We start from the raw sequence: 16,649 nt of genomic DNA, 5'->3' as shown, positions 1-16,649 counted from the left end.
TTCAAATATATACAGATAATATTAAATGAATGTAAATTTTCAAAGCTAATGTTAAGTTATTGTAAATATTCGTTCTAAACCGTTTACATAAGCTTCATTCTCCAGCATAATCGTAGGGTGTTTGTAGATATATGTCGAATTGGAGGGCAACACGTTGGGAATCGATATACAGCAATTGCTTTTTGAGTTTATAGGTGGTCTTGGTATCTTCCTCTTAGGAATTAAGTTTATGGGGGAAGGTCTTCAAAAGTCAGCAGGAGATAAACTGAGAGATATTTTAGATCGCTTTACAAGCAATCCTCTAATGGGAGTACTGGCTGGAATAATTGTAACAGTTTTGATCCAAAGCAGTTCTGGTACGACCGTTATTACTGTCGGTCTCGTAAGTGCCGGATTTATGACGCTCCGTCAGGCAATTGGGGTTATTATGGGTGCAAATATTGGAACGACAGTCACCGCGTTTATTATTGGTTTTGATGTAGGTGCATACGCGCTACCGATCATTGCAATTGGTTCGTTTCTGTTGTTCTTCTTTAAAAATAAAAAACTTCAACATCTTGGCCAGGTTTTATTTGGGTTTGGTGCCCTTTTCTATGGTTTGGAATTGATGAGCAGTGGGATGAAGCCGCTACGGACGGTTGAAGCTTTTCATGATTTAACAGTTAGCATGAGCGAAAACTCAGTACTTGGTGTTCTGGTGGGTACCTTGTTTACAGTGCTTGTCCAAAGCTCTAGTGCAACAATCGGTATTTTACAAGGGTTGTTTGCTGATCATTTAATTGATTTAAATGGCGCTCTCCCTGTATTGTTCGGAGATAATATTGGGACAACGATTACCGCTGTACTTGCATCCCTTGGTGCTTCTGTTGCAGCAAAACGAGCGGCGGCTGTTCATGTGTTGTTCAACTTGATCGGAACAACAATTTTCTTAATTTTACTCAAACCGTTCACAGCGCTTATTTTAATGCTTCAATCATCATTGGGGTTGGACCCTAAGATGTTAATTGCCTTTGCCCATGGAATTTTTAATACAACAAACACGATTATTCAACTCCCGTTTGTTGCAGTGTTGGCGCTAATCGTTACAAAACTGATTCCTGGGAAAGATTCAGTTGTGGATTACAAAGCCACACACCTTGATCCGCTCTTTATTCAACAATCACCTTCAATTGCCCTTGGTCAGGCAAAGGAAGAAGTGTTGCGTATGGGTGAGTTTGCTATAAAAGGGCTTGAGGAAACAAAGGCATATTTAAAAACAAAACAGATCAAACATGCACAAGGCGCTTTTCAAATTGAAGACGCGATTAACAATCTTGATCGAAAAATCACCGATTATTTGATCGAACTGTCAGCTACAACGCTTTCCGAACAAGAATCTGCGGAACATCATATGTTGATCGATACGATTAGAGATATTGAAAGGATCGGCGATCATTTTGAAAACTTGGTGGAATTGATCGAGTACCAGCAATCAAACCGAGTGAAAATTTCTGAAGCGGCTATGAAAGATTTAACAGAAATGCTTGACTTGACAATGTCAACTGTTGAACAATCACTGTCCGCTCTGAAGGAAAAAGATGAAGAAGCCGCAAAGCATGTTGTCGAAAAAGAAAATCAAATTGATAAAATGGAACGAAAGCTTCGTAAAAAACATATACTTCGTTTGAATGAGGGGCTGTGTAGTGGTCAAGCTGGTGTGATTTTTGTTGATATCACCAGTAACTTAGAAAGAATTGGTGACCATGCTGCCAATATAGCGAATGCTGTTTTAGGAGAAGAAAAGTAACCAAGCCGGGGGAAACCCCGGTTTTTTAGGTCTATTTTCATAGAGTGGGGCAAATTTACTAAATTGTATGTTATGGGCATGTTATTCTTCTTTTGAGGAGTTAAATCAAGTATAATAGTTATATCTTTTAGGAGGTAGGTATTAAGATGCAGAAATATAGAAAAAGAAATACTACGGCATTTACAGTCATGTCATATTTCACATTTTTCGCAGGGGTATTTTTATTCAGTATCGGTCTTTACAATACTGGTAGTTTAGAGCTCCACGAAAAAGGTTACTACATAGCTGTGATGATTTTAGTAGCTGTTGGCGCTATCCTGACACAAAAAGTAACAAGGGATAATGCTGAAGATAATGAGATGATGGCTGAACAAGAAAGAAGACACAATATCTCTAATCAAGATTAATTGCACCCATAAGGCATCAAAAGTAATAACATAGTGATTGAAGAACATAGGGCTGTCCAATAAGTCGAGTTTTTTGACGATTGGACGGCTTTTTTATGTTTCATAAACTTCGAGCCGTAGTTATTCGTGATGATAATTGGCTTTAAGTTCTAATATTGAAAGCTTTACTAGAAGCATGTTCATGTAGTTATAAAAAATCACATCTTTACTAGTAAATGTTTTTAGTATTCTGCCATTTAAAAAATACCTAATTATGGTAATTATTTTTTGTCATCAAATAGGTTTACAATCCAAAGGCATATAAAATAAAAAAAGATCCAACCGATGAAGTAGAAAAGGTTTTTCGGTACAAACATGTTGTAATAATAAGAAAAAAGTGTAGCAACAGTAAACAAAAGCGTATATTTCAATACTTTTTTCATGATGACCACCTCAGGAATTCTTTCGCGCTTTACTATGCCTATTATCCCGTAATTTTTCCCTTTCTAATCGTTCAACACACGCACTTAAATCTTTCCATTTTATTGGTTTATCATCTAAAATTCACTTTACTTCGACAAAAAAAAATTGGTATTGTAAAAATAAATGGAATCCACATACCTTAGATTCCATATAAAGGGATAGGAGGTGTTAGAAATGAGTCATAATAGCAAGGAATGGGAATCTGTTAAACAACATAAGCTTGGTAAACCAGCTGGAACATCACTTGTAAAAACTGCTGGGTGTATAGGATGTTGGGCTTCTAAAAGTATTCAAATGACACGAGTATGTCCGCTTCCGCATCCTGCTATGAGAGCAATCTAGTTTTTTAATGTAAAAAATGGATAGAGGGCATAAAATTTTTAGGCTCTCTATTCTTTTTAAGGGGGATTTTATGAATCAACATTTTGCGTTATCACCGGATCTTTCCATACATTTTCAACCTCATGGGGCTGTGCTTGTTGATCGTTATAGCATGGTGTATTACAGGTTAAGTGGACGAGGCGCACAATTAGCTTTTTTATTGGCAAAACATCATGATATCCAGAAAACAGCACAGATTTGGCGGTTAACAACAAAAGAGGAGATTGATGCTGACCAATTAAAAAAAGAGTTAAGTGAGCATCCATTTACAGTTACTTGGACAGAAGGGTTTTTTAATAGACCATTAATGATTACCGGTTCTATCCAATCTTACTTGCCATTGAGTTGTACGTTACAGTTGACTAACGCCTGTAATTTGAATTGTTCATTTTGTTATGCAAGCTCTGGCAAACCATATCCAAATGAACTGTCAACTTCACAATGGCTAGAAGTGATGCAAAAGCTTGCTGCCCACGGTGTCTCTGATATTACACTCACTGGAGGAGAGGCAAAACTGATCAAAGGATTTAAAGAAGTGATGACAGCGGCGAGTTGTTTTTTTAATAATGTTACACTGTTTAGTAATGGATTGAACTGGAAAATTGATGAAGTCGAACTTTTAAGTCATTTAGGCAATGTTTCGGTTCAAGTCAGCATTGATGGCCTTCCAAAAACTCATGATCAATTAAGGGGACGGAATGATAGTTTTAATGAAACTATGAAAAATGTCAAACGCTTAACGCAAAGCACTGTTCCCGTTATGATTGCCATGACAGTTAATCCGCAAAATGCACATCAAGTGTATGATGTGATTCAAGCATGTGCAGAAGCAAATGTCTCTATTTTTAGAGTGGGAAAAACACTTGCTTTAGGAAGAGCAACTGATGACAAGAGTGCCTTACCTAAAGAAATGGAAAATGCAATCAAACAACAGTTGAAAGATGCAATTCATAAGTGGGGAGATCAAATGGTTATTGTGGATTGGGAGGAAGAAAACAAAACAAAATTCAATGATTTTTGTACACCAGGTTTTTTATCATGGTACATTCGCGCTGATGGTTGTGTGACACCGTGTCAAATAGAGGATACAACGATTGGGCATATTTTAAATGATAGCTTGTTAAAGATTGGTGATCCTAAAAACTTATGGCAAGCAAAGTGTAATGCTAAGCAATGCAAATGTATCAAGAAAATTGAATTCTCTGAGCCTGACCTACCTTTTGGACTAAACCAAACAAACGGGGTCACGATATGATTGGTTTGTTATGGGTCGTCCTTGCTCTTTTAGGATTATATTTGTTTTTTCAATTTAAGCCGCCTGTTTATCAATCTTTACTGCTTGATCAAGAAACCGCACGGCAGAAATCAGCAGAATTTATTAAAACATATCTTGGTGTTGATGTGAGCAATTGGAAATCCTTTGCTGTGTATTGGTATGACCATGATACAGTGAATAAGCTACATCATGTTGGTCTATTAAATCAGACTCGTCAAGTCCTCTTTAACTGGGGATTACTAGAATCGTGGAGAATTCGGTTTGTCAGTCAGAATCAATCGATTATTACAGGTGTAAATGCAAAGGGTGAAATCACTTTTTTTCATGCCGATGTTCGGAAGAAACATTTACAGACAACCGGTCTGGGGAGGGTTTCTCTAGAACAATTAAAAGAGGATCTCACTATTGATCACGAGGGATTGTGGGCTCAGGCGAAAGCGACTGGTTCTGGAGAAAAACAAGAAGACTTAGAACAAATGACAACTTATTGGTATATGGCAGAGTCAGCTAATATCAGAATGAAAATGGCAGTTGAGTTATATAATCAACATATCATCAGTCTTCAAACAGAACAAGAAATCCGAACTGAAAACATGAACAAAGCTGTTCAAAAGGAGCAACTTGAATCAACACTGGGAATCACGGGAGTTTTAGGTTCTTGCATTGCTGTGGTAGCAGCAATTATCGTTTTAATTCATTTAGATGTTCGTGCTGACATGACTGTTAGCGTGATCATGGGTAGCATACTTACCGTTTGTAACTTACTATCAATAAAAGAAGATATCAAATTGACGATAGTAAATGCCTATGACTCTAGGATGAGCTTAAAAATGGTAGGCAGTTTGGCAATATTGTCGGCTGTTCTTGCAGGGATATTGATAGGGTTTGTTGTATTTATATGTTCATTGGCAGGAAACTCTTTGGGAGAAAATTTACATTGGCCGATTTGGGAAAAAGCAGGTAACCAGTTGCTGATTGGGGGATGTGCAGGAATTTTTTGCCTCGGCCTATCTGCTGTCTTTTTTACGGTATTGGATAAGAAAAAATGGCTTCGAATTTCGCCTGAGCTCTCAAATCGAACCATCTATTTATCAGGTTTTACATTTAGGCAAGGCCTAAATATGAGTCTGCAAAGTTCTTTGGTTGAAGAGACTGTCTATCGTCTGTTAATGATACCGGCCATTTGGTTTGTCAGCGACAGCGTGTTCATCACTCTGTTGGTTTCCTCTGGGTTATGGGCGATCATGCATCAAGGTACTGGATATCATCCAAGATGGTTACGCTGGATACACCTTTTTGTCTTTGGCTGTTTTTTAGGTTTGTTGTTCATTCAATCTGGTTTTCTCGCTGTTTTTACCGCTCACTTCATTTATAACTTCATTTTATTTTGTATGCCTCTATGGAACTACAACATTCAGAAAAAGCTCAACTTTAAAAAAACTTCTAAACAATCTTCATTCTAAAACTAGGAGAAGATGTCAATGAAAATGGTGGAAGTTTGTAGTTTACAGAAGAAATACCAGAATGATGAGGGAGTCGATCAATTATCATTCTCCCTTCATACTGGAGAAATCGTTGCTTTGCTCGGTCCGAATGGGGCGGGCAAAACGACGACAATTCGCTGTCTGACAGGGTTGCATAAACCGGATAATGGATATATTCGAATAGGGGGACAATACAAGCCAGGTGATACAAAAATGCAACAAATGGTCGCCTTAATCCCTGATCAACCTTATTTATACCCAACATTAACAATAGCTGAACACTTACAGTTTCGGGCAAGAGCATTCAAAATCAATAAAAAATATTTGCAAGAAAAGGTGCTTGCAGCATTACAAGAAGTGAAATTGAGGGAAAAGGCAGATCAACTTACAGGACACTTGTCAAGAGGTCAAAAGCAACGGGTCATTTTGGCTGGCGCTATTGTTCAAAATGCATCGATATATATGTTAGATGAACCGACAGCAGGTTTAGATATCCCATCTAAGAAATGGCTTGCCGAGTGGCTGATTAGTAAGGCCAAGGTGGGGTGTGCCGCCCTTGTCTCAACACACAGTCTTGACTTTGTACTGGAAACGGCTCACCGAGTTTTGTTAATTCGGGAGGGATGTCTTATCCGTGAAATGTCTGTGCCGCATAACCAGGAAGAATACTCTGATTGGAAGCAGGAAGTCATTCGTTTGTTAGGAGAATGGGCAGATGATTAACATCATTTCAATGTTGTATCTTCAGACGAAGAGACGACTGTTGAGCCAGGCGCATGAGAAAAGATTCCCCATTTTGCTGTCCATGATACTTTTGCTTTTCGTTGTGATCCAAATGGAGTGGATTGCAAATGCAGGAGATTGGGACATCACGTGGATCGGTTGGGTAATGACCGGTGTATTGCTTGCATTTACATGTTTCGGTCTTTTTTCAAATCGAATTCCAGGACAGATGGAGGATGTCATCTGGCTTTACACAGCACCATATCCATTATACAAGATGATTTATTCTGTATGGATTTGGAATATTGCTTGGAAAAGTCTGCTATGGATATGTTCAGGGATATTAGCTGATTTATTTTTATTGCTGTTCAGAGAACAGGGCCCTCATCTCACTGTCAAGGCATTTCAGTTTGTTTTATTCATCATTGTACTTGAAGCTTGGGTTTTAGCCCTATCATCTGCAAGAAATCTTAAAAATTTAAAATTGATATTAACGGTCACTTTATTATGCTCTTTAGTGGTATATGGACTCACTCTTTACTACTACTTTCTCACCCATAGTCATTCAGTATGGTGGGATGTGCTCGGCAGAAAGATTGGGGAGATCGGCTATGTTATAAAGGGAAACTATTCTTTGACAGTATATATCGTACTTACTATTTTCTTGGCGTTATCATTTATCATCATTCGTTTTACTGCAAATCGACTGGAATGTAAAGAAAAATTGGTGAAAGAAGCTGAATTTTGGTCTGAATTTCGAGAACAACAGATCGGTATAGGTCAATTGAAAGAAAAGCAGACTTGGTGGGGGATGAAAACACTAAATGGTATTTTTTCTTTTTTATGGATGGAAATCTTACTTGTGAAGAAAAACTTGGTTTTTCATACTTCGCATTTTATTGCTTTATTGTTGATTTTTTACTATTTAATTTCAGTCAATCTTGATTGGTTTTATATATTCTTTACGATGATTGTTTTGACAGCCTTTTTAAGTTCTTACTACTCGAGTTTAATTAGACATGCAAAATCTGGCGACTTATTTTTGTTTCCAGGGTCACTATGGAAAAAAGCCATTCTTTTAGAGATGGGCAACACATTATGGATGTTTTTTCTCTTTGTGTTTTCTCTGGGGATTTGTCAATTGATTGTATTCATTCCGGGGAGGGAGTTGCTTCTCCTGTTCATTTACGGACTGGGAAGTTATGTTTTGATGTTGGCGATCCGCTGGGCTGTTTTCGTTCAAACGTATGCATTGAATCCCAAGCTTCCTTTCGCCCTATATTATAAAGTGTTTATATTAACAAGTGTAGTAAGCTTCCTCTTTGTTTTCATACTTCATAAAGCGGCACAACACGGACCGGCACTTCTATTGCCCATTCTTTTCATTTTATCTGGCGGCTGGATTTGGTTTTTATTCTGGAGGTATAAATCACGTATTCGCTTAGTATATCTTTGGGTAGGAACGTTTCTGTTTCCTATTCTATTATTTCTTATAAGCGGAATAGGATAAGTTAAGTTATGTAAGAGGAGGCAGACATGCAGTGGAATCAAATGAAAATTTATCTCAATCTGTGAAAGACCTTGTCCATAAAAATGAGGTTACGATTGTAAAAGCAATTGGTGAATTAAAAGAGTCCGGCCAACCAGCTATTCCTATATTAATCGAAGCGTTAAAGGAGGAAGGTTCCCTCCGCAACATTGCAGCTGCTGTGTTAGGCGAATTTGGTTCTGAAGCAAGTGAAGCAGCTCCTGCTCTTGCTGCTCTCTTGAAAAGTGAGAGTGAAGACACAAGAATGGCGGCAGCCCTCTCTTTAATGCGAATTGGTCATGGTAGCCTCCCATCCTTACTTGATGTTGCCCGAAACACTGAAGGGCCACCTTGTTTTTGGGCATCTTGGGCTATTTCATGGATCGAACCTTCAAAAATTGATCGCCATATGTATGCATGCCTGAAAGACGTTCAAGAAAATTCTTCAGAAATGGTGGCACCGTTTGCCGCTGAGGAAGCGATAGGGAAAATTATTGCTATGCAATTAAAAAATAAATGAGGGGAGATTTTATGAAAAAACAGGATGTAAAAATGCCGAAAATTTCACAACAGCTACCTTGGATAAATGCCTCAAATAGAGAAGGTGAATTGAACAGCAAGGATTATCACCTCCTCTATTTCTGGTCTGTCAGCTGTCCGAATTGTGAAGAATTGGCTGATGAAGTGTTAAAAGAAACGGAGCCGCTTCAAAAGCTGAAAGTGATAGCCGTACATATTCCATACTCAGAAGAGGAGAAGTCCATCAATATTGTCAAAGAAAAAATAGTAGAAAAAGATTTTCGTTTTGTCGTTGTCATGGATCAAAACTATGAAATTGCTCAAGCTTGTCAAGTTCAAGCCATACCCAGTTTTTGTTTGTTCAATCCAGAAGGAGACATGGAGCTTCATTCAATGGGTGATCTTGGATTTCGGAAGATGATGCAACGGGTAAGAAAACAAGGTTGTTTGCTGTAGATTAACTCAATTCCTTCTTCAATTCAATAGTCCATCAAGCAGTTTCCACATCAATTCTCGCCGACTTCTTGCTCCTGTTTTTGCAAATATTGATTTCAAATGGTCTTGAACAGTATAAACTGAAATATGCAGATCATCAGCGATACCTTTTGTAGAAAGCCCACGAATTACGCAGTTTGTAATGTCTTTTTCTCGTTCAGATAAGGCATAGGCTTCTGTCATCAGTGTGATAACCTCTGTTGGGGAAGCGGGCTCAAATAAAACGGCAATTTGTTTTGCTGTGCTAAAGCTATCAAGGCGGCTTGCCCTTATCGAAAGATAATCTTGCCCTGGTATGGAGACAACTGTTTTGGCTGTTGCTGGACTAGCTTCTTTTAAAACACTTGTGCAAACAGCTCGGATAGGTCTTGGCAGTTTTCTGCTGTCGAGTTGTTCCCAGCTACGCAAGACTGTCAACCAATGAAGTGCCGTTTGATTACAGGACAACGGGCTGAGTTCTGCTGATAAAATCAACATTCCGCCGACATGTTTCATATGAAACATGTCTTTTTTTGGTAGTTTGTGTCTAAAGTATCGTAAATGTTCACCGATTATAGATGCCAAGGAAGTGAGCAAAGTACGTTCCTCTATGTTGAATAATGGCTGTCCACTTTTGCGAAATAGTGTGAGATATCCCCAGCATTCCCCTTTATAAAAGAGAATGACTCGCATTTCATCAGCAAAGCCAGCCGGTTCGAGAACGATTCGATACCGTCTACACTGTCTTAATGCTCCGTTTGTTGTTTCACTTAAAATGGCTACTGTGTTTCGAGTTTTGAGCAAATGTTCATATTGATTGAGATCATCGTACACATATTCACATTTAAATAACTGTGGATGGATTGCTTCAATTTCCTGATCTGTAACACTTCCGATTGAAAGGAGGTTGTGAGGATCGATCGCTGTGCAACAGGAAGCATCAAAGGGAACAACACTTTTTAAAATAGGCATGATTGCTTTCATGTAGTCCAGTGAAGTTTGTGTTTTGTTTTCATGGAATTTATTCTTTAATGAGCGTTTGATCAGAATCCCTCCTTTATAAATCCCATGTTTATGGGATAGCGTTTTTCCAGATCTATTTTTATAATTGAGAACGATTATTGATACATTTATTCTACTAAAAGGAGAACAGATTGTCATGAATATGGACTGGAATCATCCCGATGTCTTTCAATATGAAAAAACGATAGGTTTGAAAATCCCCTGTTATGAAATGTTGTACGACATGATGGATCGTTTACTTTCTGTTCAGCTGACGAAGAAGGAAGCAAATATCTTGATTGTTGGTGCAGGTGGAGGACAGGAATTACTGACTCTAGGTAAAAACCATTCAAAATGGACATTTACAGGCATTGATATATCAGCAAACATGCTTGATTTGGCACGGAAAAGGCTAAAGTCGGCAGGTGTTGAGGCAAAAGTTCAGTTGATTGAAGGGGAAGTGGATCATCTCGGACAAGAGTGCCATTTTGCGGGAGCAACATGTATGCTAGTACTTCACTTTGTACGTGATAAACGGGCATTTTTACAAAGGATTGCCAACTGTTTAGTAGAGGGTGCGCCGCTTTTTATCGCATCAATCAATGGTGATTGTCGTTCTGAACCATTTAACTGGCAGATGCAGGCCTGGAGGGAGCATATGTTGGCCAACGGGATAGCTGAACAAGATTGGGAGAGATTTGCCGCTTCGATTGGTACACATTCCTACCCACTTCCGGCAAGAGATGTGGAAGATTTGTTAAAAGAATCAGGGTTTATCAGTGTCACAAGGTTTTTCAGTGCTTATTTAATTGATGGTTGGTTTGCAGTGAAAGGAGATTGTAAGTGATAAAAGATCAAATCGTAGTAGTTGGTGGATATGGTCATGTTGGCGGGCAAATTTGCCAAATGCTTGGGAAAGAATATTCTGGGTATATTTATGCGGCTGGGAGAAATATAAATCGCGCTGTCCGCTTTTGCCAGGCAACAGGTGGACATGTACAGCCGCTCAGTCTATCCGCTGATTGGAGCTGGCTTGAAAAGACAAAATTGGTCATTATCTGTATGGATCAGAACAATACGGCTTTGGCAGAAGCTTGTCTAGCGAATGGCACACATTATATCGATATCTCAGCAAATGGCTCTTTTTTGAATCAGTTAAAAAATTTGAATGGTGAGCGATGTTTGGGAACAGGTATGATCAGTGTTGGGTTGGCGCCAGGTTTGACCAATTTACTGGCACAAGAAGTGCGGAAAGCTTTTGATGAAATGAGCCACCTTGATATTTCAATTATGCTCGGATTAGGAGATACTCATGGGAAAGCAGCGATAGAATGGACGGTCAATCATTTGAATACGGTGTTTACGATCATGGAAAATGGTCATAACAAACAAGTCAGAAGTTTTACAGATGGTAGACTGGTTGACTTTGGCGATCGTCTGGGCCGACGGAGGGCTTATCGGTTTCCGTTTTCCGATCAGATTACACTCCCACATACATTAGGAGTGCCAAGCGTTGCAACACGGTTGTGTTTTGATTCAAAATGGGTGACAACTGTGCTTTATGGCCTTCAAAGAATTGGAGCAATGCGTTTTTTAAAGAATCCCGTGATGCGTGCGGGTCTTGTGAAAATGCTCGGTTCACTCAAAGTTGGTTCTTCAGAGTATGCTGTAAAAGTAGATGGTAATGGAACCAAAGCTGGCCGCTATGAAGAGGTAGGGGTCTCATTGTCCGGAGAAAATGAATCATTGATGACAGCACGTGTTGCATGTGCTGTAGCGACAGCTCTTTATCGTGGTCATTTTCCAAATGGGATGTTTCATATCGATGAATGTTTTGAGCTAAAGCGAGTCGGTCAATCTTTGTATTTAAAACGGAAAGAAACCGGAGAACAATTTGTGGTCTAATTTGACAAATTTTGAAATGAAGTGAGATGATAAATGTTTGAAAATGACACGCGGTTTTAGCAAATCAGGGGGAATTGCGAGACTCCTGTGCAAACAGGAGCCATGCTCGAGGATCGCCCGCGGAAAGCGGGCAAATTCTCCAATATACCCCCGACAAGATCATAAATGATAACTTATGACGTGTTAAAAATGAAAAAGCGTTAATAAATTGTAATTGTTTGGACGGAATTGAAAAAAGCTTCATGAGGAGGATTTTATTCATGATCATAAAAAGAATTTCTTGCAAGGTAAAAGAACAGCAAAAGGAAAATTTTTATCAACACCAAAAACAATGGAAATCACTTTGTACGGTAAAAGGTTTTATAGGTCAAATTGGTGGTTGGAATACAAAAGAACGATTAACTGCTTGTATTTATACCTTTTGGGAGAGCCTAGCCGATTATCAAACATTTATGGAAGATCACCATGACCAAATCTTTGTCAATTCAGGTCAAGAAAACACATATGAATCGATTAATGTCTGTTTATATCGACAACGATTCATGATAGCTGGGGAAGTTGCTTATTTTGTTCATAAAAGTCAATATATACGAGTTGCTTCCGCAGAAGTGAAAGAAGATAGAATCCATCATTTTGTCGATATGCAGCAAACGGTTTGGAATGTAGGTATGCAAAAATCGGAAGGCATGCTTGCGGGCATGTTTGCGAACTCCCAAAAACAACAAAATGAGTTTCTAGTATTATCAGGATGGGAAAGTGAGACACATCACCAAAACTATGTGGAACAAACCTTACCTGACTTATTAAAAATAGCAAAACCGAAACATGATGTACATGTACTTACTGGAGAACAATTCAAAGTTGAAGATGCATGGCGTGTCTGTCCCTGAACGGAAGGTCGTTTGAACAGAAATTAGCGAAGGGTTGATTTGATTGTGGCACGAGGTTGAGGCTGGAATTAAGACAAGTTGACTATAGGGGTCTAAAAGCTGTTTAATGTGTTTGGTTTGAAATCGAAGGTAAACTTGTTAAAATTTGATATGAATCTCTATCTTTGGTAATGTTATAAATTAGGAGTAAATGCACAAAATCTTAAATTTTGCCTCGTATAAGGCATGGACTGACTTACAATCTACTAAAACAAATTGCAAAGCTTATTATAATGATTCCAATCGTTATGTAAAAGGAAAAACGAACAACCATCAAGGTGGACAAGTGTTAGAGTGAAAGGCGCTGGGGGATGGAATTCAAGTAAGCCTTAACCATATTGTTTTAATCTATTAAGGGAGTTTATATAAATGATAGAGGTAAAAAAACTTTTAAAAAATAAACTGACATATGTCAGTTTGGGCTGTTTACTGTTAATTGTAGTTGGAAGTGTATGGGCAGGCCTGTTGGAATATAGCATAGAGTCATCATTGACCAAAGAATTATATCCTGACTACCCAGATGCGATTTCGATAATAGCACCTCACCAATATTGGGTAGGTTTATCAAACTCATTTTTTCTTCTTTCTATTATTTTATTTTTCCACTGCTTATCGCCATTCCAATTGTTGATACGATCTTTAAAGAGCAGAAAAGTGGTTATTTGAATTACGTTTTCATCCGTAGAAGTCGCTTTTCATATTATACGAAGAAATTTGTCTCTGTTTTTATTTTTGGATTTTTGTTTTTCCTTATACCTCTTTTGGTCAGTATCATTCTGATGAATACATTAACGGGCCAATGGGATTATTCAAACTATGCTCATACATATGAGAAATTAGTCAATGGAACAGCTGTGTTTGCTGATACGATATTTAATGGGCTTCTAGCGATTGGCGACCGAATGAGTGTTGGCACAATTCCGATTATTTTTTATAAAGGATATGAACAATTTCCGATTCAAACGATAATCGGTCTGGTCGTTGGGACCTTTTTATTTGTTACTCTAGCAATCTGGGTATCTAAATACCTTTAATGTGTTGATCTGTGATTTTTTGTTGAATATCGGCTAGAAACTTGAGATTATCAAAACCGCTATATTGTTCTAAAAAGCCGGGTTTCTCTAAAATGACACTAATACTTCTTGGAAAAGAAAAATCTTGATGCAACATCTCATCAAAGATTTTGATCTCGCCAGTTGTCGGTTTGACAAGCGATTCAGCGTGTCGGACTTGATCCGAATGACAAGCGGCCAGTGAAAACATATTCGCTTGGGATGAAACAAAAGTTAGCCATCGCCCAAGCCATTATGGAAAGTCCTGATTTAATGCTTCTTGATGAGCCGATGAATGGGTTAGATGAAGAGGCTGTCAAAAACGTTTATGGAATCATTCGGGAGCAAAATCAGCGCGGGGCGACGATTTTACTGACTTCTCATCATAAGGAAGATATTGAGGCTTTATGTGATGAGGTTTATAAGGTGAATTCAGGTGTTGTTACAAAAAACCATGGTCAATGACCGTGGTTTTTTCTATCTCAGTAATCCTAGGCTTCCAGTCAATCGGCTGACTTTTTTCTGCTCGCCGCAAATGCCAACTCCGAAGTATCGATAGTCTGAAGCGGTGGAAGCCTGGAACTTTTTCATATAGGCTTCATACGTATGACAGCTCTGCGCCACATCGGTGAAATCAACCGTTAGAATATCGCTGAATTCCTCAGTCATCAGTTTTTTTCTTAGTTCAGAAAGAAGCGCGGGGTTCCCTTTTAAAATTGGGAAGGGAACGGTGACAATTCCTAAGTGTTGAATCTGGGAGCCGTCCGTCACATTCTCACCAAGCAACTCGGGTTTGTTTTTGCCAAGAGCCGCTCCTAAAATCGCAGCTGTATTTGCGATTAGTCCGCGAGGTAGGCTTTCATCGATAATCAGGGCGCATTTTATTTGGTTCATGAGTTTTGTTCCTCCTTTTTGGTTTCATTTCTGAAATATAAAGACCTGTTAATGTCAGAGTTCCTCCAAAGAACGAAATCCATGTCATTTTTTCATGGAGAATAACGATGGATGCAACAATTGTAATGACGGGAACCATGTAAATGTAGGCACTCGTTTTCACTGCTCCCAAGACCCCGACTGACCAGTTCCATGTGACAAAGCAAAGGGCGGATGCCCCAGCCCCCAAGAAAATCAAATTGAACAGATTGATTGGAGATGTGAAAGGCCGAATGTCAAAATGGAATTCTGATAGAAATAGTGCTGGAACCATAAATACGAGTCCATATAGAAAGATCCGTTGTGTGCATTGGATGGTATTGTAACTAAATGTGCTGATTTTCTTCATTAAAATGGCGTATACAGCCCAAACGAAAGCGGCGGTACAAGCAAACATATCACCGATCGGTTTTACCTGAAACATAATACTTCCATTAAATGAAATAAGGAGAAGACCGGTAAAAGCAGCTACAAATCCAATGAAGAAGTGGGACTGTAATCGTTCACCTGTCAGCAGAAAATGCGCCAATATTGCAGTGATCATAGGGATAATCGCAACAATCATCCCGACATTTGAGGCATAAGTATAGGTGAGGGCAATATTTTCAAGCAGAAAATATAGAGTGACACCGCATAATCCTGCCCCAGCAAATAATGCTTCTTGCCTCCAGCTCTGCACTTTTAGAAAATTCGGGTGAACCATGATTAAAACGAACCATCCAAGCAAAAAACGATAAAATAAAATGTCTGTTGCTGAGAAATCCTCTAATAGCACTTTAGTCGAAACAAATGTCATACCCCAAATGAAAATTGTGAATAGCGCAGCCAAATGTCCAGTTGTCTTACGTCGAGTTTTCATTTATTCATCACCTGTCTATCATGTTCAAAAATCTTCATATATTGTTTTGGTGTCAATCCAACCTGCCGTTTGAAAAACTTGGTCAAGTGGCTTTGATCGCTGAAACCTGTTCGAAAAGCAGCCTCAATTGGTTTTACACCATCTTCCAAAAGGGTTTTCGCATGGTTGATACGTACGGTCTCTAAGTAACTGTAAGGTGAAAGACCTTTTTGCTTTGTAAACGACCGCAGTAAATGATATTTGCTCCAACCGGTTAGTTGGCTGAGATTGTCAAGTGTAATGTTTTTTGGATAATGTTCTTCTAGATAACTGCACACGACTTTGACCTGATCAGATGGTTCAGGTGCGTTTTCTAAGAAGGTAAGATCTGAATATGTCCTGATCAGCTCCTCAAGAAGATTTAGAAATAATTCCTCTTTCTGGAGTGGTTTTTCTTTTTGCAAAATATGGACATGTAGTTCCTGCAAACTGGAGGTCAGTTCATGGTGAAACAAGACGTTTTTTGTGAAGTACGGTAAGCTTGCGGTACCCGTTATCTCCTTCACAGCTTTTATCATGACATCTGGTGTGATATTGATACAGCGGTAATCAAGTGCTTTCCCATCCATTTGCTCACAACTATGTGTATCGTGCGGGTTAAACAGTACTAGATCACCGGGATTGATGATGTATTCCTGCCCTTGACAAAGCAAAAGGCGCTGCCCTTTTTCAATGAAACCAATCACATAATATTCATGAAAATGATTCGGGAATTTCTGCATAATGCCTTTAAAGCGATAAGCTTCAACTTCCAGGTCGGGATCAAGAAAAAGGGTGCGGGTTTCGTTTCGCATGTTGGACCTCCTGTCGGTTTGATGATGTTTAGTTTAGCATGTTTTTGAATCATTTCTTGTATGATGTTGCTCTCTTCATAAAAAATCGCCCCAACA

General features: G+C 38.8%; 20 protein-coding genes. 15 read left to right on the top strand and 5 right to left on the bottom strand.

All coding sequences use genetic code 11. From position 1 onward, the window contains the following. Nucleotides 1-154: 154 nt before the first annotated feature. Both PDT38_RS16865 and PDT38_RS16860 read left to right on the top strand, forming a co-directional pair. Entirely contained in the window at nt 155-1,786 is a 1,632-nt protein-coding gene (locus PDT38_RS16865) for a Na/Pi cotransporter family protein (protein WP_270803238.1), read from the top strand. Between the two features lie 146 nt (nt 1,787-1,932). Continuing rightward, nucleotides 1,933-2,193, top strand: coding sequence for a YiaA/YiaB family inner membrane protein (locus PDT38_RS16860; RefSeq protein ID WP_270803236.1), 261 nt, complete (start codon nt 1,933-1,935; stop codon nt 2,191-2,193). A gap of 260 nt (nt 2,194-2,453) precedes the next feature. Here the strand turns inward: PDT38_RS16860 and PDT38_RS16855 are convergent, their stop codons facing one another. After that, nucleotides 2,454-2,615 (bottom strand): hypothetical protein, encoded by a 162-nt coding sequence (locus PDT38_RS16855; protein WP_270803235.1) that lies wholly within the window; start codon nt 2,613-2,615, stop codon nt 2,454-2,456. Nucleotides 2,616-2,829: 214 nt separating this feature from the next. Between PDT38_RS16855 and skfA the strand changes: the two genes are divergently transcribed. The 7 genes from skfA to PDT38_RS16820 all read left to right on the top strand — a co-directional run bounded on the left by skfA (nt 2,830) and on the right by PDT38_RS16820 (nt 9,022). After that, the gene (gene skfA / locus PDT38_RS16850) at nt 2,830-2,997 is read left to right on the top strand and encodes a sporulation killing factor (RefSeq protein ID WP_270803234.1); all 168 of its coding nucleotides are present in this window, start codon (nt 2,830-2,832) and stop codon (nt 2,995-2,997) included. A 70-nt stretch (nt 2,998-3,067) separates the two neighbouring features. Further along, nucleotides 3,068-4,291, top strand: coding sequence for a sporulation killing factor system radical SAM maturase (skfB, locus tag PDT38_RS16845; RefSeq protein ID WP_270803233.1), 1,224 nt, complete (start codon nt 3,068-3,070; stop codon nt 4,289-4,291). Further along, complete coding sequence (locus PDT38_RS16840; RefSeq protein WP_270803232.1) at nt 4,288-5,775, top strand: CPBP family intramembrane glutamic endopeptidase; 1,488 nt, start codon at nt 4,288-4,290, stop codon at nt 5,773-5,775. Before skfB ends, PDT38_RS16840 begins: the two co-directional genes overlap by 4 nt. An 18-nt stretch (nt 5,776-5,793) precedes the next feature. Further along, the gene (locus tag PDT38_RS16835; protein WP_270803231.1) at nt 5,794-6,519 is read left to right on the top strand and encodes an ABC transporter ATP-binding protein; all 726 of its coding nucleotides are present in this window, start codon (nt 5,794-5,796) and stop codon (nt 6,517-6,519) included. After that, complete coding sequence (gene skfF, locus PDT38_RS16830; RefSeq protein WP_270803229.1) at nt 6,512-8,029, top strand: sporulation killing factor system integral membrane protein; 1,518 nt, start codon at nt 6,512-6,514, stop codon at nt 8,027-8,029. The genes PDT38_RS16835 and skfF overlap by 8 nt, the downstream gene beginning before the upstream one ends. Nucleotides 8,030-8,060: 31 nt before the next feature. Continuing rightward, entirely contained in the window at nt 8,061-8,567 is a 507-nt protein-coding gene (locus PDT38_RS16825; RefSeq protein ID WP_270803228.1) for a HEAT repeat domain-containing protein, read from the top strand. 11 nt (nt 8,568-8,578) lie between these two features. Beyond that, nucleotides 8,579-9,022 (top strand): TlpA family protein disulfide reductase, encoded by a 444-nt coding sequence (locus PDT38_RS16820; protein ID WP_270803227.1) that lies wholly within the window; start codon nt 8,579-8,581, stop codon nt 9,020-9,022. A gap of 18 nt (nt 9,023-9,040) precedes the next feature. Here the strand turns inward: PDT38_RS16820 and PDT38_RS16815 are convergent, their stop codons facing one another. Continuing rightward, on the bottom strand, nt 9,041-10,012 hold the full coding sequence (locus PDT38_RS16815; RefSeq protein ID WP_270803226.1) for a helix-turn-helix transcriptional regulator: 972 nt from the start codon (nt 10,010-10,012) through the stop codon (nt 9,041-9,043). Nucleotides 10,013-10,199: 187 nt separating this feature from the next. Between PDT38_RS16815 and PDT38_RS16810 the strand changes: the two genes are divergently transcribed. From PDT38_RS16810 to PDT38_RS16785, 6 genes are all read left to right on the top strand, one after another. Next, the gene (locus PDT38_RS16810; protein WP_270803225.1) at nt 10,200-10,889 is read left to right on the top strand and encodes a class I SAM-dependent methyltransferase; all 690 of its coding nucleotides are present in this window, start codon (nt 10,200-10,202) and stop codon (nt 10,887-10,889) included. Next, entirely contained in the window at nt 10,886-11,947 is a 1,062-nt protein-coding gene (locus tag PDT38_RS16805; RefSeq protein ID WP_270803224.1) for a saccharopine dehydrogenase family protein, read from the top strand. The genes PDT38_RS16810 and PDT38_RS16805 overlap by 4 nt, the downstream gene beginning before the upstream one ends. 260 nt (nt 11,948-12,207) lie before the next feature. Continuing rightward, nucleotides 12,208-12,837, top strand: coding sequence for a YdbC family protein (locus tag PDT38_RS16800; RefSeq protein WP_270803223.1), 630 nt, complete (start codon nt 12,208-12,210; stop codon nt 12,835-12,837). Between the two features lie 408 nt (nt 12,838-13,245). Then, a complete protein-coding gene (locus PDT38_RS16795) occupies nt 13,246-13,542 on the top strand; it encodes a hypothetical protein (RefSeq protein ID WP_270803222.1) in 297 nt (98 codons plus the stop codon). 113 nt (nt 13,543-13,655) lie between these two features. Further along, entirely contained in the window at nt 13,656-13,910 is a 255-nt protein-coding gene (locus PDT38_RS16790) for a hypothetical protein (RefSeq protein WP_270803221.1), read from the top strand. Nucleotides 13,911-14,129: 219 nt separating this feature from the next. Further along, the gene (locus tag PDT38_RS16785) at nt 14,130-14,393 is read left to right on the top strand and encodes an AAA family ATPase (protein ID WP_317134964.1); all 264 of its coding nucleotides are present in this window, start codon (nt 14,130-14,132) and stop codon (nt 14,391-14,393) included. Nucleotides 14,394-14,405: 12 nt separating this feature from the next. Here PDT38_RS16785 and PDT38_RS16780 read toward each other — a convergent pair whose 3' ends face one another. Genes PDT38_RS16780 through PDT38_RS16770 form a run of 3 tightly spaced genes read right to left on the bottom strand, consistent with a single transcriptional unit; the run spans nt 14,406 to nt 16,553 of the window. Beyond that, the gene (locus PDT38_RS16780; protein ID WP_270803220.1) at nt 14,406-14,822 is read right to left on the bottom strand and encodes a DUF2000 domain-containing protein; all 417 of its coding nucleotides are present in this window, start codon (nt 14,820-14,822) and stop codon (nt 14,406-14,408) included. Then, complete coding sequence (locus tag PDT38_RS16775; protein ID WP_270803219.1) at nt 14,788-15,720, bottom strand: DMT family transporter; 933 nt, start codon at nt 15,718-15,720, stop codon at nt 14,788-14,790. Before PDT38_RS16775 ends, PDT38_RS16780 begins: the two co-directional genes overlap by 35 nt. Beyond that, on the bottom strand, nt 15,717-16,553 hold the full coding sequence (locus PDT38_RS16770; protein ID WP_270803218.1) for an AraC family transcriptional regulator: 837 nt from the start codon (nt 16,551-16,553) through the stop codon (nt 15,717-15,719). The genes PDT38_RS16775 and PDT38_RS16770 overlap by 4 nt, the downstream gene beginning before the upstream one ends. Nucleotides 16,554-16,649 lie beyond the last annotated feature (96 nt).

Source organism: Bacillus changyiensis (genome assembly GCF_027706145.1).
In the GTDB taxonomy this organism is placed as follows: Bacteria; Bacillota; Bacilli; order Bacillales; family Bacillaceae; genus Bacillus; species Bacillus changyiensis.
Note: the sequence above shows the minus strand (reverse complement) of the source record. Positions and strands in the feature narration are given on the sequence as shown.

Excerpts from the sequence above, each read along its gene's own strand:
- skfA (WP_270803234.1), top strand. The coding sequence starts at position 2,830 with ATGAGTCATAATAGCAAGGAATGGGAATCTGTTAAACAACATAAGCTT.
- PDT38_RS16815 (WP_270803226.1), bottom strand. The coding sequence starts at position 10,012 with ATGCCTATTTTAAAAAGTGTTGTTCCCTTTGATGCTTCCTGTTGCACA.
- PDT38_RS16835 (WP_270803231.1), top strand. The coding sequence starts at position 5,794 with ATGAAAATGGTGGAAGTTTGTAGTTTACAGAAGAAATACCAGAATGAT.
- PDT38_RS16790 (WP_270803221.1), top strand. The coding sequence starts at position 13,656 with ATGAATACATTAACGGGCCAATGGGATTATTCAAACTATGCTCATACA.
- skfF (WP_270803229.1), top strand. The coding sequence starts at position 6,512 with ATGATTAACATCATTTCAATGTTGTATCTTCAGACGAAGAGACGACTG.
- PDT38_RS16775 (WP_270803219.1), bottom strand. The coding sequence starts at position 15,720 with ATGAAAACTCGACGTAAGACAACTGGACATTTGGCTGCGCTATTCACA.
- PDT38_RS16860 (WP_270803236.1), top strand. The coding sequence starts at position 1,933 with ATGCAGAAATATAGAAAAAGAAATACTACGGCATTTACAGTCATGTCA.
- PDT38_RS16780 (WP_270803220.1), bottom strand. The coding sequence starts at position 14,822 with ATGAACCAAATAAAATGCGCCCTGATTATCGATGAAAGCCTACCTCGC.
- PDT38_RS16855 (WP_270803235.1), bottom strand. The coding sequence starts at position 2,615 with ATGAAAAAAGTATTGAAATATACGCTTTTGTTTACTGTTGCTACACTT.
- PDT38_RS16810 (WP_270803225.1), top strand. The coding sequence starts at position 10,200 with ATGAATATGGACTGGAATCATCCCGATGTCTTTCAATATGAAAAAACG.
- PDT38_RS16800 (WP_270803223.1), top strand. The coding sequence starts at position 12,208 with ATGATCATAAAAAGAATTTCTTGCAAGGTAAAAGAACAGCAAAAGGAA.
- PDT38_RS16820 (WP_270803227.1), top strand. The coding sequence starts at position 8,579 with ATGAAAAAACAGGATGTAAAAATGCCGAAAATTTCACAACAGCTACCT.
- PDT38_RS16840 (WP_270803232.1), top strand. The coding sequence starts at position 4,288 with ATGATTGGTTTGTTATGGGTCGTCCTTGCTCTTTTAGGATTATATTTG.
- skfB (WP_270803233.1), top strand. The coding sequence starts at position 3,068 with ATGAATCAACATTTTGCGTTATCACCGGATCTTTCCATACATTTTCAA.
- PDT38_RS16770 (WP_270803218.1), bottom strand. The coding sequence starts at position 16,553 with ATGCGAAACGAAACCCGCACCCTTTTTCTTGATCCCGACCTGGAAGTT.
- PDT38_RS16795 (WP_270803222.1), top strand. The coding sequence starts at position 13,246 with ATGATAGAGGTAAAAAAACTTTTAAAAAATAAACTGACATATGTCAGT.